This is a genomic window from Leptolyngbya sp. GGD (assembly GCF_026735145.1).
GTDB lineage: Bacteria > Cyanobacteriota > Cyanobacteriia > Leptolyngbyales > Leptolyngbyaceae > Leptolyngbya > Leptolyngbya boryana.
The window spans coordinates 434,518-451,052 of record NZ_JAPQKE010000002.1 but is presented as its reverse complement, the minus strand read 5'-3'; the positions used below and the strand labels follow the sequence as shown (position 1 = coordinate 451,052).

At 48.2% G+C, this 16,535-nt stretch carries 14 protein-coding genes; 6 read left to right on the top strand and 8 right to left on the bottom strand.

The genetic code is table 11. The features are described 5' to 3' along the window. Nucleotides 1-62 precede the first annotated feature (62 nt). Genes OU814_RS11090 through OU814_RS11080 form a run of 3 tightly spaced genes read right to left on the bottom strand, consistent with a single transcriptional unit; the run spans nucleotide 63 to nucleotide 4,068 of the window. Nucleotides 63-971 (bottom strand): hypothetical protein, encoded by a 909-nt coding sequence (locus tag OU814_RS11090; protein WP_268182758.1) that lies wholly within the window; start codon nucleotides 969-971, stop codon nucleotides 63-65. Then, on the bottom strand, nucleotides 968-2,782 hold the full coding sequence (locus tag OU814_RS11085; protein ID WP_268182755.1) for an aspartate kinase: 1,815 nt from the start codon (nucleotides 2,780-2,782) through the stop codon (nucleotides 968-970). Before OU814_RS11085 ends, OU814_RS11090 begins: the two co-directional genes overlap by 4 nt. Nucleotides 2,783-2,835: 53 nt before the next feature. Then, entirely contained in the window at nucleotides 2,836-4,068 is a 1,233-nt protein-coding gene (locus OU814_RS11080) for an alpha/beta fold hydrolase (protein WP_268182752.1), read from the bottom strand. 187 nt (nucleotides 4,069-4,255) lie between these two features. Here OU814_RS11080 and OU814_RS11075 point away from each other — a divergent pair, with 187 nt between their 5' ends. From OU814_RS11075 to OU814_RS11060, 4 genes are all read left to right on the top strand, one after another. Beyond that, nucleotides 4,256-4,453 (top strand): hypothetical protein, encoded by a 198-nt coding sequence (locus OU814_RS11075; RefSeq protein WP_017286019.1) that lies wholly within the window; start codon nucleotides 4,256-4,258, stop codon nucleotides 4,451-4,453. 9 nt (nucleotides 4,454-4,462) lie between these two features. Beyond that, nucleotides 4,463-5,638, top strand: coding sequence for a baeRF3 domain-containing protein (locus OU814_RS11070; protein ID WP_268182749.1), 1,176 nt, complete (start codon nucleotides 4,463-4,465; stop codon nucleotides 5,636-5,638). Between the two features lie 14 nt (nucleotides 5,639-5,652). Continuing rightward, a complete protein-coding gene (locus OU814_RS11065; protein WP_190651426.1) occupies nucleotides 5,653-6,042 on the top strand; it encodes a DUF2267 domain-containing protein in 390 nt (129 codons plus the stop codon). Between the two features lie 386 nt (nucleotides 6,043-6,428). Beyond that, nucleotides 6,429-7,214, top strand: coding sequence for a hypothetical protein (locus OU814_RS11060; RefSeq protein ID WP_144056128.1), 786 nt, complete (start codon nucleotides 6,429-6,431; stop codon nucleotides 7,212-7,214). Here OU814_RS11060 and OU814_RS11055 read toward each other — a convergent pair. Further along, nucleotides 7,192-7,617 (bottom strand): VOC family protein, encoded by a 426-nt coding sequence (locus OU814_RS11055; RefSeq protein WP_268182744.1) that lies wholly within the window; start codon nucleotides 7,615-7,617, stop codon nucleotides 7,192-7,194. The two genes, OU814_RS11060 and OU814_RS11055, sit on opposite strands and share 23 nt — an antisense overlap. Before the next feature lie 55 nt (nucleotides 7,618-7,672). Between OU814_RS11055 and OU814_RS11050 the strand changes: the two genes are divergently transcribed. Then, nucleotides 7,673-8,440, top strand: a complete 768-nt coding sequence (locus OU814_RS11050; protein WP_268182742.1) for a TIGR00297 family protein — start codon at nucleotides 7,673-7,675, stop codon at nucleotides 8,438-8,440. A 77-nt stretch (nucleotides 8,441-8,517) separates the two neighbouring features. Here OU814_RS11050 and OU814_RS11045 read toward each other — a convergent pair whose 3' ends face one another. Further along, nucleotides 8,518-9,639: a glycosyltransferase gene (locus tag OU814_RS11045; RefSeq protein ID WP_268182740.1), complete on the bottom strand. Its 1,122-nt coding sequence runs from the start codon at nucleotides 9,637-9,639 to the stop codon at nucleotides 8,518-8,520. 223 nt (nucleotides 9,640-9,862) lie between these two features. On the opposite strand from OU814_RS11045, the gene shc reads away from it, so the two are divergent. Then, nucleotides 9,863-11,884 (top strand): squalene--hopene cyclase, encoded by a 2,022-nt coding sequence (shc, locus tag OU814_RS11040; RefSeq protein WP_268182737.1) that lies wholly within the window; start codon nucleotides 9,863-9,865, stop codon nucleotides 11,882-11,884. Between the two features lie 84 nt (nucleotides 11,885-11,968). Here shc and OU814_RS11035 read toward each other — a convergent pair whose 3' ends face one another. The 3 genes from OU814_RS11035 to OU814_RS11025 form a co-directional block, all read right to left on the bottom strand. Next, nucleotides 11,969-12,337 carry a phosphomannose isomerase type II C-terminal cupin domain gene (locus OU814_RS11035; RefSeq protein ID WP_036045191.1) on the bottom strand — a complete coding sequence of 123 codons (369 nt, stop codon included), beginning with the start codon at nucleotides 12,335-12,337 and terminating at the stop codon, nucleotides 11,969-11,971. A gap of 62 nt (nucleotides 12,338-12,399) precedes the next feature. Then, nucleotides 12,400-13,890 carry an MBOAT family O-acyltransferase gene (locus OU814_RS11030; RefSeq protein WP_190651439.1) on the bottom strand — a complete coding sequence of 497 codons (1,491 nt, stop codon included), beginning with the start codon at nucleotides 13,888-13,890 and terminating at the stop codon, nucleotides 12,400-12,402. A 363-nt stretch (nucleotides 13,891-14,253) separates the two neighbouring features. Beyond that, nucleotides 14,254-16,530, bottom strand: a complete 2,277-nt coding sequence (locus tag OU814_RS11025) for an FG-GAP repeat domain-containing protein (RefSeq protein WP_268182733.1) — start codon at nucleotides 16,528-16,530, stop codon at nucleotides 14,254-14,256. Nucleotides 16,531-16,535 lie beyond the last annotated feature (5 nt).

Below are 16,535 nucleotides of genomic sequence, written 5' to 3'. Positions count from 1 at the left end.
AAACAGATACAAGGGTAGAAGCGAACGCTAGAGAAAATCTCCCAATTCGATTCTTGCCTGAATTACTGTTCAATCGTTGAAAACTGACGCAGTAATTCTTCTCGTGACGCGGATAAGAGGATTGGCGTAAATTCATTCGGAGGCAAGGTTGCAATTTGATCAACAATTCCAGCCAGTTCTGAATCTAGAGCGTTAAACCGCGATATGAGCAGACTCTCGATCGACGATCGACGTTCCTCCTCTCGTCCTTCTTCCCGCCCTTCTTCTCTCCATTCCTGTCTGCGCTGTAGATAGATTGGGGACAAATTCATAAATAGTTCCTCCTCGTCTTCAGTCAGATTGCGCCGTAGCTCTATCATAGTGCGCCATTCAGTTAACAATTCCAGAACGATCTCTTTCATTCGGTGATCATCTGGCAGAGCATTGAATTCCTGAATCGCTTTTTTCTGCGATCGTCCGCGACCAAGAATCCGAAGCCATAAAGTATCCGGAGTCTGTGGAAGTTGATGCAGGACAATTAACCCAGTGCGATAAGCATTTGGGTGATGATAGATGCCACTTTCCCAGTTGCGTTTTCGGCGATTGGCTCCAAATTCACGACGCAGTTCGACAGAAGCAGAAGGAACCAGAATCCAAAGCCGAGGCATGAACTCTGGGGGAATCGTTCGTTTTTCGCGGTTGGCTTTGCGGAGCAGTTCTCGACGGAGTGAAATGAGTTTGCCCACACAGTCGAGAATTTGGTCTTCGTCAGCAGGATTTCGGAAGGGTTCGATCAAACAAGGCGTAGTGGTCAGCTTTCCAAGTAAGCCGAGGTAGGCTCGTTCAGATTCCTCGACGGATTCAGGAACGAACCAGATATCGGCGTAGCGAGTTTCCGCCTTAATTGGGAGATTGGGTGTGACTTGCCCGATCGGAGAAAGCAGTTCTTCCAAATACGCCTTGGCAAAGTGATCGTGAGGCGTTTGGGTCATGCAGAGACTTGAATTCTCTGAGTCCCTGCCAGTTCAAATGCGGCATGAATCGCTTGCAGTGCTTTCACACCTTGGTCTTCTGACACGACACAACTGACTTTAATTTCAGAAGTCGCAATCATTTGGATGTTAATTTCGTGCTTGAAGAGTGCCTCGAACATTCGAGCGGCAACTCCGGGCTGTCCGACCATTCCAGAGCCGACAATGCTGACTTTTGCGATCGCGCTATCGACCACAACCTCGCCATAGCCAATTTCCGATCGCGCAGCTTCAAGCGTTTGTTTCGCTGCATCCGCATCCATTTGCGCCACGGTAAAGGCAATATCACGTGTCATCACACCATTCACCATGCGGCAGCGCTGCGATTGAATGATCATATCGACGCTGATGTTCTGACCGGCAAGAAGCTGGAAGATTTTTGCCGCCATGCCCGGACGATCGGGAATGTAGCGGACTGCAACTTGTGCCTGCTTCACATCTAACGCAACCCCTCGCACAGCAGCAGCAGAACTCGGTGCAGATTGAGCCGATGCTTTAACTCCAGATTGTGAGATTTCAAAGACTTGGCAGAGGGCAGAAATTGCGCGATCGCAATCCACTTCATCCACCACACAACTGACTTTCACTTCAGACGTTGAAATCATTTGAATATTGATTCCAGCCTCTGCCAAAGTTGAAAACATTTGAGCGGCAATCCCCGGACGACCAATCATGCCTGCTCCCGCGATCGTGACTTTGGCAATATTTTGCTCAATCATCACGTCAGGAGCCGATTCTGGATTGATCGCATAGCCTGCGGTTAGAGCCGGAATAATTGCACTGGCAACCGCTTCAGCCCGAGTTAGAGAGTTTTTGACCACTGTGAAGGCAATATCATTCGTGTTGCCTTCGTGAATCGATTGAATAATCAGATCGACATCGAGTTTTTGAGAGGAAATCTCGCCAAATAGTTTGGCTGCAACACCCGGACGATCGGGAACTCGCAGTAAGGCAACTTTGGCTTGATCGGTGTCGAACTCAACCGCATCGACCGGACGAGCAATTTCTAAGCCTTCGAGCGGGCGAGGCTGCGGTTGAGGCGATCGCACCCAAGTTCCAGGATCATCTGTCCAACTCGATCGCACAACTAAGGGAATCCCATAATTTCGAGCAATTTCAACAGCACGCGGATGCAGAACTTTCGCCCCCAGGCTCGCGAGTTCTAACATTTCATCGCAGGTAATCTCCGTCATCAGTTGCGCGTCTTCAACCAATCGGGGATCGGCGGTGAGAATGCCTGGAACGTCGGTGTAAATCTCACAGAAATCAGCTCTGAGAGCAGCAGCCAAGGCAACGGCTGATGTGTCAGACCCGCCTCGACCCAGCGTTGTAATTTCCCAATTTTCAGTACTGCTGATGCCTTGAAAGCCTGCAACAACGACCACTTCGCCTTGATTGAGATGGCGTTCTAAGCGATCGGTAGCAATTTTCAGAATTCGGGCGCGGGTATGATGCGTTTCGGTAATGATTCCAACCTGCGCGCCTGTGAGGGAAACGGCGGGCTGTCCGGCTTCGTGGAGTGCCATACTCAAAAGCGCGATCGACACTTGCTCTCCAGTGGACAGCAGCATATCCATCTCTCGACGATTCGGAGTGGCAGAAATATCGTTTGCCAGTTTGACTAATCCATCCGTCGTTTTTCCCATCGCTGAAACGACGACCACCACAGAATTTCCAGCTTCAACGGTTTTCTTCACTCGTTGCGCGACGGCTTGAATTCGTTCGACCGTTCCGACCGAAGTTCCCCCATATTTCTGCACAATTAACGCCATGTGTCCCCACTCCCAAAGCTTCGCCTTGCATCATCAGTTTGATTTTATCGCTCTTATTGCAGGGAACGGCGAGAATTTTTGATCGGGTCAGGGGTGAGGACTTGTGCTTGAATCCACTGCATCAATTCAGCGTTAACTCGCTCTGGGCATTCATCATGGGCGCAGTGTCCGGCATCTTCTAATTCGATGAGTTGCAGGTGCGGATTGTAGGTAAGAAATTGCTGCGCTGATTTGATCGGAATCATCCGGTCTTGTTTGCCCCATAGGAGCAGTAACGGTGCGCGAATATTGCTGAGAATCGATTGCAGATTCGGACTAAATTTTGGATGAGTCATGGCTTTGAGAATGGCACAAAATGCCCGCGCAGAATCGCGCTCATGAGCAGGCTTGGATAGAATTTCTAGCAATTCATCGGTGACTGCTTCTCGACCCGCGTATGCTAACATCACCCAACGGCGAATAATCTTCGGGTGTCTGAGTAAGTAAAACAAAGGATATAAGACCCAAGAAGAAGCAAAAATCGCTTGAATGAGTCTGACCAATGGACGCATGATCGCAGGAATAATCTCGTGCTGACTTGCGGGATCAGGCAAGCTAATCATCGCAATGCCGCGCACCATTTCAGGATATTTTCTAGCTGTGACAGAGCAGATGAGCGACCCGATCGAATTTCCGACTAAGACGACCGGCTTATCAACGCAAGTCCGCCAAAAATCATGAAGCTGTTCGACCCAAAGCTCGATCGAGTAATCAATATCAGGCTTGTCAGACGCGCCAAAGCCTAATAAGTCGATCGCATAAACACTATGATGTTTTGCCAGCACAGACATATTCTGCCGCCAATGCCCGATCGAGCCACCAAAGCCATGCACAAAGATCACAGGCACTTGACTTCTAGGATTGGGAATCACGGAATGATTGATTTTCCAGTTGTGCCAGAAGAATGTTTGCTGATAGCCCAGTTTCTGCAATTGCGCGATCGAGGGTACAGATTTGACCGAGTGTAGATCAGAAAAAACGGGCTGAAAGAATTCGGTCAGTCGAAGCGCCAATTCCTCGGATCGAGGACTCAGCAATGCCCACCCCATTGCCATTAAGGTTGTGACAAAGAGTTGAATCAGTTCGACAGCAGAGGGAAATCCACCCGAAAAGAGGGCAAAGGTACGATCAACGATCGCCAGCAGCCAAGCCAGAATTCCAAACTCCCACAAGTCAATTTTGAACTGATCCAGAAATGGCTGAAAGTCCTCTAGGGTAAATTGGCGTTCAGTGGTTTGGCAAAACATAGAATCTGTGTCTTCTACAGAACAGTTCCTTTACTGTGGAACGCGACCGCCAAAGTTTCCTCTATTGAAGTGAGTGCTCTACGAAAATCTCAAGGTGCATCTTAACAACGGCTAACCTTTCCTCCGACAGATTTCGCCCCTTCAAACATTAGTTGAATGGAAAGAAGAACCGATGAGGAACATAGCTATGCCTGATTCATATAGCCATAGAAGTAGCCCAACGAAAACCAACACGAATCAAAACGGGCTGATTGATACTAATCCTGGAGATACACCGACTGAACCAGATTACAGCCGGGATGATCAAGAAATAACTCCGGTGAATGAAGCAGCTTTAGAAAGACCTACAGAGAAAGCACCTCAAGAGAATCAAGAAAAATCATAGGAGATTGTCGTGAGTGTTTTAACCATCGAGGAAGTGAAAGGATTAGTTGAGCGATCAAAGAGTTGGTGCGTTTCGATTTACCTGCCAACCGTTGTCGCTGGAACTGAGACTCGACAAAATGAAATTCGATTTAAGAACCTTTTTCGAGAAGCGCTGCAAAAATTACAGGACAACGGACTCTCTGAGGACGAAGCCAATGATTTTTTGCGCCCCGTGACTGACCTGATTGAGTCGGAAGACGATTTTTGGCAGCAACAAGATTCGGGTCTTGCACTGTTCATCACGGATGATTTTTTTCGTTACTACAAAGTGCCCCTCGATTTGTCTGAGCTAGTTGTGGTCACGGATCAATTTCATCTCAAGCCGCTTTTGCCGCTGCTTACGGGAGACGGGACATTTTATGTGCTCGAACTCAGCCAGAAGCAAGTGAAATTGTTTGAAGGCGATCGCTACCATCTCCGGGAAATCAATGTTCCCAACTTGCCGCAGTCGATGGATGAAGTCTTGCAGTATGACGACAATGAACCGCGAGGACAATTCCGCATTGGCACGACGAGTGGAGCCGCGAATTACAATAATTCATCAGCCGGAACAGGTGTGTTTCATGGGCAAGGTGCGCCTGAGCAAGATGATGTGAAAAAAGACTATGGTCAGTTTTTTCACGCGATCGATAGTGCTTTGCACGATTTTCTCAATGGCAAGCGATCGCCTTTAGTGCTTGCTTGTGTGGAGTATTTAATGCCGATTTACCGGGAAGCAAATACTTATCCCCATCTGATCGAAGAAGGCATTACCGGAAATGTCAAAGACACTGCAATCGCCGAGTTGCATCAGCAAGTTTGGTCGATTGTTGAGCCTTACTTCTTGCAGGCACAAGAACAAGCAGCGCATGATTATCACGACTTATCAAACACAGAATTGATCTCGACCAAGCTCGAAGAGACTGTTCCGGCAGCTTACTATGGGCGAGTCGATCGATTGTTTGTCGCAGTAGGCATACAGAAGTGGGGCAGATTTGATCCGAATGCCAATGAGATTCAAATCCATACCGATGCCGAAGTGGGAGACGAGGATTTGCTAGATGCCGCGGCAATTCAGACTTTGATCAATGGAGGAATTGTCTACGCAGTTGAGCCAGATGTGATGCCCGCCCCTGCCCCGATCGCGGCAGTGTTTCGTTACTAATTGGAGACTAATTGATGAATTACGATCAGTTCATTCGAGCAGTAAAAGAGTCGGCATCATTTGAATCTCGAGAAGGTGCAATTCAAGCCACGAAAGCAACATTAGAAACAATGCGAGAAAGATTACTCGGAGATGAAGCTAGCCATCTTGCGGCACAGCTTCCCAAAGAATTGGGAGACTGTCTGCGCGGGCGTGAAGGACAAATGGGAGAGCATTTCAAAGTTGATGAATTCTATCGCCGAATTGCAGAGCGCGAAGGCGTAGATGCGGATGTTGCACAAAGTCATGCGACGGCAGTGATGTCTGTGCTGCGCCAAGCTGTGAGTTCAGGAGAATTTGCAGATGTGCGCCTCGGATTTGCCAAAGATTACGACGAATTGTTTGCTGCGATCGCAAATTCTTAGAACTTCCTCATTTTCAGATGCAGTGGGAGGCATATCTATGCCTCCCATTTTTCATGTTGAAATCATTCCAGTGAAGACGCTCTTATTCTCAGCCAGCACCTTCTCCAAATCGATGCTCAAACCCTTGAAGATTTCTCAGTAGCGTTACGGATTACTCACAACTCTTATATTTGAATTGTGTTAATTTACACTTCAACTTTATGAAATTACTGTAGAGCAGATTTCAAAGTACCTGATGTTACTTAAGAAACTCAGTAGAGTTGCACGTAATATTTATTTTTTCAGACATTACACGACCGTAATTTCCCCTCAGTATTGACCTCCTACCCTCCCTTGCTGCAGAAGAGTGCTTCTCAAACTTGATCCATGATTAGGAGCGTTGCTCAATGAAATTCACTATCCAAACCGTTATGCAGGGCTTGATGTTGACAGCCCCGATCGTGATAAGTTCCACGATCGCTATTGCACCAAGCCAAGCGGCAAGTCTTGCAGCATCCAGCAGCAGTTTACTCCTGAACAACTTTACCTGGCAGGGAAATAACCTCAACTCAGGTATCACAACTTCCACCAAGACAATTTCATCTCCTGGCTCTGGCGCGTTCGCTGAGGCTCCCGCAGATGCACTCACAACCGTAGACGAATTAGATCAATTCTCAGAAGCATTCGCCACAGGGATGGGATCAAACTATTTTGCAACTGCTGAAAGCTCATCCTTTACTGAAATTAACTTTGATACGCAATGTGGCTGTTTTCAGTTCGATTTTGAGGCTGCACTTGCTGCGATCGCATTTGCCACTGAACCAGGAGAGTACGCCAGCGCAAATAGTCTTGTCGCGTTCGGCATCTTCAATGGTGAGAATTTGATTGATTCATTTGAAGCAAGCTTATCCGCAAACAATCCCTTTAATCTGGTTCGCAGTAGCGACTTCATCCACATTGACTCTATCTTCGACAGTGGATTCGGGGTCGAAATCGCCGGGTTTTATCAGCGGCACTTTGAGCCTGAAACCCAGTTGACGGTACGCGGCATCACTCGAACCGATGCCACAGCCACAGTCCCAGAACCTCCTATGTTTGCAGCTTTAGTCATTTTGCCGGGACTGTTCTGGCTCAAACGTCGATCGCAGATGAAAGCCCTGCCTCAAGCAATCAGCGATCGCCAATCTGATTAAGATCGCCGCCGAAAATGGCAGTCGGATCGGTGTAGTGTTTGTACTCCATCAAATTGCCAAAGGGGTCACTCAGAAAAAAGGTGGAATGTTCAAGCGGCATACCCACAAAGCGGTGTTTCGGTTGTTGATAGAACGAGAGTTGTTTTTGCTGAGCGCGATCGAGCAACGCTTGCCAATCGGACTTGTTGGTAAAAATCAGCCCAAAGTGACGCGGATAGATCCCTTTTTGTGGAGTTATTTCATCCTGCGTTACATGGGCAACCAATTGATGATCGTATAAGTTCAAAATTGCAGCTTGATCATTTTCTCGCCCTAAACCGCAGCCTAAACCGTCCACATAGTAAGCCTTTGTCGTGGGAATATCCCGCACTGGAAAGGCGAGATGAAATAGCACTGAATTCATGATTTCGCCGCTCGTTGATGTCAGAATCAATTATGGCGAATTTTTTTCTGTGCGTATGCCTCCAGCAATTCCTTCGATGACAGATTGGCTGATCGCGATCGTGCTGAATGCGGTTTTGTTAGGACTGCTAGCGATCGCGCCTAAGAAGCTTCTCACTCCGGGCGGCATTGTCAACGCTTGGATTTTAGGGGTGATTGTTTGGGGATGTTTGGGTTGGCGAGGTTACTTGCTGGTCGTCTTTTATTTTCTAGTTGGTTCAGGCGTAACATTCGTTGGCAAGGCGCAGAAAGAAGCGTTGGGGATTGCAGAAGCGCGATCGGGTGCAAGAGGGGCAGGAAATGTTTGGGGATCGGCGCTAGTCGGGGCGATTTGTGCCTTATTGGTGTTGGGTTTAAATGTGACGCAGTTCGCGATCGATTTCATTCCACTCTTGGCATTGGGATATGTCGCGAGTTTTTGCACCAAGCTTTCTGATACTTGTGGAACTGAGATTGGTAAGGCTTACGGGCAGAGAACTTTCTTAATTACGACATTAAAACCCGTCCCCCGTGGAACAGAAGGCGCGGTGAGTTTGGAAGGCACGATCGCAGGAGTTGTGGGATCGGTTGCGATCGCGATCGTCGGCTGGTCGCTAGGATTGATCAGTCCGATTGGCATTGGAATTTGTGCGATCGCGGCTTTTGTAGCCACGACGATTGAAAGTTTGATCGGAGCGACGATCGAGGATAAAGTCCCATTTCTAACGCATGATGTCGTGAATATTTTGAATACGTTGATTGGGGCAATTGTTGCGATCTCAATTGGATTGCTCCTGCCTCGCTAAACCGCCCCAGTCTCAGCCCTGGCACTTGCTCAAAATCGGAAATACATTCTTTCGGAATTGGTTAGGCTTGCAGGATTTTATGTCCCATAGGTGCGTCCCTTCCAGGCTCCTCCTTTGCCTTGCCAATGTTGAAGTGCAGAGTCGATCGTCATTAAGGTATACAGAAACGCGATCGCGGGTAAACAAAAGGCAGACCAAGCAGGACAGCGATAAAATCGCACGATCGGAAAATAAGCGATCGACATCAACACATAGGTCAGTAGCCCGATCCAATTCAGCACAAGAATCGGAGCAAGGTAAACCAAACCCATTCCCAGCACCGATCCAACCAGCAAGATTGGCGAATAGTTCAATTGGGTATAAGCCGTTCGAGCGACCATTTTCCAAATCGTATCGAGCGAATCGTAAGGACGAAGGCTAATTGTCGATCGCGTGAGTCCGAGCCAAATCCGCCTCGTTCCACTTGCCTTAATCGCATCTGCCAAAGCGCAATCATCAATTAACGCCTGCCGAATTGCATACATTCCACCAATTCGCTCCAACGCCTCGCGTCGAATCAAACTACAGCCTCCTGCCGCTGCCGCTAGCGTTCGAGTCGGATCATTCGCCCAGCGAAACGGATATAACTTGGCAAAAAAGAACACAAATGCTGGAATTAATAGCTTCTCCCAAATGCTCACACAGCGTAAGCGCACCATTAGCGAAACTAACTCTCGATCGTCTGCCATCGCCCAACTCACTAAATCCCGCACATTCCCTGAATCATGTTGAATATCTGCGTCCGTCAGCAAAATGTAGTCCGGCTTTAGCTCTATTGCTCGTTCAATTCCCTGCTGCACCGCCCAAAGCTTCCCTGTCCAGCCACTCGGCAAAGGCTGAGCTGGAATGATCTGCAACCGAGCAGATTGATTGCATTCTTCAGCCGTTGATCGCGCAATTTGTGCTGTGCCATCCGTGCTGTGATCATCGACGAGAAAAATCGTGAGAGAGCCTGAAAAATCTTGTGTCAAGAGCGATCGTAACGTCAGCGGCAGCATATCCGCCTCATTGCGCGCTGGAATCACCACACAAACCGACGCACTCTGAATTTCACCTGTTGGCAACCGCTGATCCATCCGCCAAAACTGACCTCTGAACGCTAGCAAATAGACCCAAATCAAGAAACTCACGATCGAAATCCCAAGAACGATATCAGACATGTCAAGCTCACCATGAAGGCACGAATTTTAGCGGAGCGCTGGAAATGGCATTTCTTCGCGTCGATGAAAACGTTACCTTAAATTCCCAATACATCGTCAAGGTAAAGTGGAAATTCAAGAGGATTTACTCTAGAACAAAAAACAAGATCAGTGCAATCAGCACAGTCTGGCAGAGAAGCCGATGCAGATGATAAGGTTTGGGTTGGTGTGAGGAGTATCTAAGATGTCAGCGCTAGAAAATGCGATCGAAGCCAGTCAGCAATATCTACTGTCGTTACAAAAACCAGAAGGCTATTGGTGGGCAGAACTCGAATCGAATGTGACCATCACCGCAGAAACGATTCTGCTGCATAAGATTTGGGGCACTGATCAAGAGCGACCGTTGCAGAAAGCTGAGCAATACTTGCGATCGCAACAACGAGAACATGGAGGCTGGGAACTGTATTACGGCGACGGCGGCGATCTCAGTACCACCGTTGAGACATACATGGCACTCCGGTTATTAGAAGTTCCGGCAACTGATTCCGCTTTGATCAAGGCAAAAGAATTTATCCTGGCACGCGGCGGAATTAGCAAAACTCGCATTTTCACGAAATTCCATTTAGCGTTGATTGGATGCTACGACTGGCGAGGCATTCCCTCCATTCCACCTTGGATTATGCTGCTGCCGTCACTGAAAATTGAGGTTCCAAATCCGTTTGGGTCGGAGCCGCTATTTTCGGGGCATACGTTCAGTATCTACGAGATGTCTAGCTGGGCGCGGGGCAGTACTGTACCCCTATTGATCGCGTTTGATCGTAAGCCTGTATTCATCACAAATCCAACCATCACCCTCGAGGAGCTTTACGTTGAAGGCGTGCATAACGTCAAATATGAGCTGCCCAGAAAATCAGACTGGACAGATTTATTTCTTGATCTCGATCGAGCTTTCAAATTTGCAGAAGATTGGAATCTTGTCCCGCTTCGAGAAGAAGGAATTAAAGCTGCCGAAAAATGGGTACTTGAACGGCAAGAAGCAACCGGAGACTGGGGCGGAATTATTCCCGCGATGCTCAATTCTCTGATTGCATTACGGTGCTTAGGATATGACGTCAATGATCCCTACGTGGTCAGAGGCATGAATGCGATCGATCATTTTGCGATCGAAGAAGAGAATAGCTATCGAATTCAGCCTTGTGTTTCTCCAGTTTGGGACACTGGATTAGTTGTACGATCGCTGATCGAATCTGGGGTAGCTCCAGATGATCCAACACTGGTCAAAGCAGGAGAATGGTTGCTCGAAAAACAAATTCTCAGTTACGGAGATTGGGCAGTTAAAAACACTCAAGGCAAGCCCGGAGCCTGGGCGTTTGAATTTGAGAATCGATTCTACCCAGACGTAGACGATTCGGCTGTTGTGGTGATGGCACTCGACTTGATCCACATGCCGAATCAAGGTTTAAAGCGACAAGCGATCGCTCGTTGCGTCGAGTGGATCAGCACAATGCAGTGTAAACCGGGGGGCTGGGCGGCTTTTGATCTCGATAACGATCAAGACTGGATCAATGAGGTTCCTTATGGCGATCTCAGAGCAATGATTGATCCGAACACTGCTGATGTGACTGCGAGAGTGCTGGAAATGTTGGGGCAGATTGAGCCAGAGTTAGGAGTTGCCATTACTCCAGAAAAGCTCGATCGTGCCCTTCGCTATCTCACCCTCGAACAAGAAAAAGATGGCTCGTGGTTTGGACGTTGGGGCGTGAACTATCTCTATGGAACCAGTGGTGTTTTAGCTGCCCTCGCAAAAGTTGCTTCGAATACGCATCGGCGAAGTATTCAGCGCGGTGCTAATTGGATTGTGAGTGTTCAGAATCCCGATGGAGGTTGGGGCGAAACTTGCGAAAGTTATAAGAATCCAGCGCTAAAAGGACAAGGAGCGAGTACTGCCTCTCAAACCGCTTGGGCATTAATTGGATTACTTGCAGCAGGCGATGGAACAGGCGACTATGAATGGGAAGCGATCGATAAGGGAGTCGCTTATCTAATTAGCACTCAGCAAGATGGAGCCTGGAATGAAGATTGGTTCACAGGCACTGGATTTCCGGGTCATTTCTACCTGAAATATCATCTCTATCAGCAGCACTTCCCCTTAACAGCCCTCGGTCGCTATCAGACCAGTTTAAAACAGCGATCGAGTTTGAAAGTACCGCTGAATCTGAAAGTTAAAGAAGTGGATACAGTTCAAGCTGGAGGACAAGAGCTATAGCGATTCTGTTTGAGTTGTGAATGCGTGGAAAAGAGTGGGGAGTAGGGAACGCTCTGAGCTAGGTTTTCCCCATTCCCCATCCCCTCAAGAATTCGGATCTTTCTCAAACCGAACAATATCGTCCTCACCCAAATACTCCCCATTCTGCACCTCGATCATCACGAGCGGAATCACTCCCGGATTATCCACCCGATGTGGCGTTGCCATTGGGACATAAGTGGATTGTTTCTGCATTAATACCTTCTCTTCTCCACCACAGATCACTCGGGCTGTCCCAGACACGACAATCCAATGTTCACTGCGATGGTAATGCATCTGAGTACTAATATGTGCTCCCGGCTTAATCTCAATTCGATTAATTCGATATCGCTTCGATTCTTCTAAAACCGTCACCGTTCCCCAAGCCCGAATCTCTGTTACCTCTGCCGGGCTAGCTGTTTCTTCAGTTTTCATAGCAGAAACTTCAGTTACTCCACTCTCCATCATGCAAGAAAATCCTCCTAAATCCGAATGAATTAGAAATCAAAGTAAATGTATTGCGTACCTGCTTCTGGAGCAAGTTGCCATACCACGTACCAACACAGGGGAACTAGCAAAAGCTTCAAATGCCAAGTTAAATTCAACTTCAAGCTGCGCTGTAACAGATAAGCGAAGACCATGATCAACGCGATCGCGCTCAAGACCATGACAATCTGAGGCGGATTCAACCCAACTGCTTCTATATAAACTTTTTGAGCATATTGCACATCCGCCGAATAGCCCCAAAGTCGCTCTACCACCTTCAACGCAGAATCAACATTCGGCAAGCGGAAAAAGATCCACGAAATGAAGACCAACGATTGAGTCAAAGCCCAAGCGACTAACATCCCAGGCAAACTTGACCAAGCTGCTGCAATCCAGGTGAATTGTTTTGCGATCGCGACATTCAATCGGTGGATGGCGAGTCCAATTCCATGAATCACACCCCACGCCAAAAATCCCCACGCTGCTCCGTGCCAAATTCCCGCGATCGTCATCACAATCAGCAAATTCAAACAAGTCCGAAACAATCCGCGCCGCGATCCACCCAAAGGAAAATAAAGGTAATTGCGCAACCAATCGCCCAAGGTCATGTGCCAACGTCGCCAAAAATCAGCCAGGCTTGTCGTCAGATAAGGAAAATTAAAATTCTCTGGAAGTTTGATCCCGAGGAGCAATGCACTTCCGCGTGCTACATCCACGTAGCCACTAAAATCGAGATAAAGCTGGAACCCATACGCAATAATTGCTAACCACAGATCTGCACTTCCTGCGCGTTGAATATTGTCAAAACTTAAATTGACGAGGACATTTAAGCGATCTGCCACTAATCCTTTCTTAATCGCTCCACAGGCAATTAGCCAAAGTCCTTCTGTAATCTGCGGCATTTGAGGCGCTTGAACTGCCTGGATCTGTCCGACAAACGGGTGATAGCGCGTAATCGGGCCAGAAATCAACTTGGCAAAAAACAGCTTATAGGCTGCAAAATCGAGAAACCCTTGAGCCGCAGGCGCTCCCCGATACACATCGACTAAATACGCAATACATTCAAAACAGAAAAAGCTCAGCCCAAAAGGTGCAATGAGGTGAATATCTGTCCAGTTTGCAGTTTGTTGAATCGTTGGAATATCTAAGATTTCTCCGATCGTTCCAAACACAAACGGCACATACTTAAATCCTACGAGCAACAGGACATTGAGAAAAATCCCCGCGCACAGCACGCGCAACCGTCGCTGATTCCAGTCAGCTTGAGCAAACTGCCAATCTTCAATTCGCCAATCTGGCGGCACTCCCATCGCCCGTCCTAGCCAATAGTTAATCACTGTCGCGACCAGCAACAGCGGAATATACTGGGCTTGAAGTGACGCATAAAACACTAAACTGGCGAGAAAGATTAACCAAGATCTCAACCAGGTTGAACGTGCCGACCAGTACACTCCGATCACACAAAGCAAGAAAATGGCGTACAGGGGCGAGAGAAATTGCATAGACGACTAGCGCGGAAAAAAGAACTCGATCGCGTCTAGTGTACTGTCAAACCTGTAGTTCAAAGCAAGAAAAAAGCAGCTGAATCGCTGCTCTTAAAGATATCAAGGGTGATCTAAAAACATTAAACCAACGATGCAGAAGTATATCTCAGGACTCCAGCCCACACTGGTATCTATAAGTGTGTGTCCATTGAAGCGATCACGATCGCTTCAATGGACACTCCAACAACCGTCCCTCGTTTCCCGAAGATCTCGCTAACTCCTGACCATAATAGGCTTAGCGTTTAACTGTCCCTATGCCCTGCAACTCAATTTGAGTTCGGGGCAGTTTTGTTTTAAGGCAATTTTGCTTTAAACAGGGGTTTAAGCCGTTGCCTGAATCTGATCAGACAACCTAGGCGAAAGAATCTCTGTCCGTACGGCTGCTAAACAGCCTCTACAGCCGCATTTGTAGCTCAACAGAGCTGCTCCACCCGGATTCGGCGACGTGCTCGCCGTTACACTGGCAAGATTGGGCAGCGCATAAGGTTGAATTGCGCCAAAATTCACGCTCCATCCCAAATCGCGTAACGCTCCCAAAGTTAGGCTGCTCATTGGCATTGCGACTCCCGGAGATTCCGCAAACGGAGTCATCAACTCGATATCAAACCGCCGCTCATCCCAGTGGAAAAAGACCTGTGGCTCGATCGGAACCGCAGTTGCAGTGCCCGTGCCTAACAAATCGCCATAGGCTGCTCCTGCATAACTGTTGGCGCGATACGTGGCACTGGTGCGATCGATCCAAGTCTGACCTGCTCTAACCCGCGTTCCGTCTGAGTAGGCAAATTCAAGCGGCTCCCAAATTGTCCCAAATCCGAAGACGTGAGCCAACTCATGAATCATGATGTCGCGTAAATAAATCGGATTTGCATTGAATTCAGCAATCTTCCGAGTATTGAGCGTACTCGCGCCGCGGGTAATCACGAGATTATTTGCTGAGTCTAGCGTGAGCGTTGGTCCGGATAATGCCAATGTGCCAGTATCAGCAGTGCCATCTTGGGCAACAAGATTTTCACCCGTTAATGCAATGTCTAACGTATTCGATCGTGTGATGCCTGTGCGATTGAGAATCACTCCTTCCCAGAACCTTGCTGCTTGATTAATTGCATCACGTGCAGCGGAATTTAATCCAGCTAGAGAATCGGCGAACGTCAGCGCAATCCGAAACTGCTGATCATCACTAGCAGCAGCCGTAAAATTACTCGAAACGGTGTAGTTCGCTGCTTGATTTCGGTAGCTTAGAACTTCTACAAGGTAAGTCCCAGGATTGATAAATCGACGAATCGATTCTGCCGCTGTGCCGCGTTCCCATTGCCAAGCGAGAATTTCGCCGCTATCGATCACGCCATTGCTATTTACATCCTGAATCAACCGGATATCTGAATCGCCCGTGAGTCCCGTCAAACTCGCGGTGAAGATTCCAGATTGACCAATCGTGAAGCGGTAAAAATCGCTCGTGTTGCCAGCATCGACGCGATCGCTGCGCGAAAAGATTGGAGCTTGATTCTCGGCGGTCGCAATTGTTCCGCCACTGGTCAGTGTGCCTGTGCGTGACGTTGAAGTTGTCGGCGTGATCAAGAGCGAAGCAGAGCGCTCGAGAGTCGAGGTCGGTTGCCAATCTAGATTCGGTTCTGTGAAGACGGTTGTGGCATCGGCTACACTGCCATTTCTGACAAACCAACCTAATAATTCTCCAGTTGATGAATTGCGCCAGAGTAAATCGGTTGTTCCATCCCCATTGAGATCCGTTCTACTCAGCGATTGCCAATCAGAACTGAGCGATCGTCCTGCTGTGGTTTGAACGCGCTGTATGCCGTTGTAGAGCCAAAACTGCGTCTCCCCAGTTGTCTCATTCCGCCAGACCAAATCCGAAAAGCGATCGCCGTTAAAATCTCCAATGCCCGCAATTTTCCAATCCAAGCTAGGCGCAGGATCAAGATACAATCCCTGGGCGAAAACCCCATTGTTGAGGGTCCAGACTGCGGTTTGTCCGGTATTGAGGTCATACCAAATTAGATCCGGAGAGCGATCGAGATTCAGATCAGTAATGCCCTGAATTCGCCAACCCCCTGGTCCCGTTGAAGCGATCCCTGTTTTCTGTGCGATCGCTGTATTATTCAACAGCCAAAGTGAAGTTTCTCCACTCTCAGTATTCTGCCAGAGAATATCAACGGAGCCGTCATTATTAAAGTCAGCTAATCCTGCAACACGCGAATTGAGGTCAATGACGGGATCTAGTGCGATCGTCTGAGCAGTGCCATTCTCCAACTGCCAGATTCGCATTGCTCCCGTGCGAAAATTCCGCCACAGGAGATCTTGTTGCCCATCTCGATTGAAGTCTGCGATCCCTGCAACTTGCCAATTCGCATCGGCTTCAGTCGGTAAATCATTCCGCACGACTGGGCTTGAACTTGCGATCGACCAAATCTGATTTGCGCCTGTTGTCACATTGCGCGCCATCAGATTAGTTGTCACTGTGGTACTAAAACTGCTAGCTCTCGCGTAGATGGATCGAGTCGCTCGGCTCGATAATATCCTTTCTAGAATAGAATCTGAACCGAGGATCATTGCCTCTGCACTCAAAGAATGGTTGAGACTCATTGTTG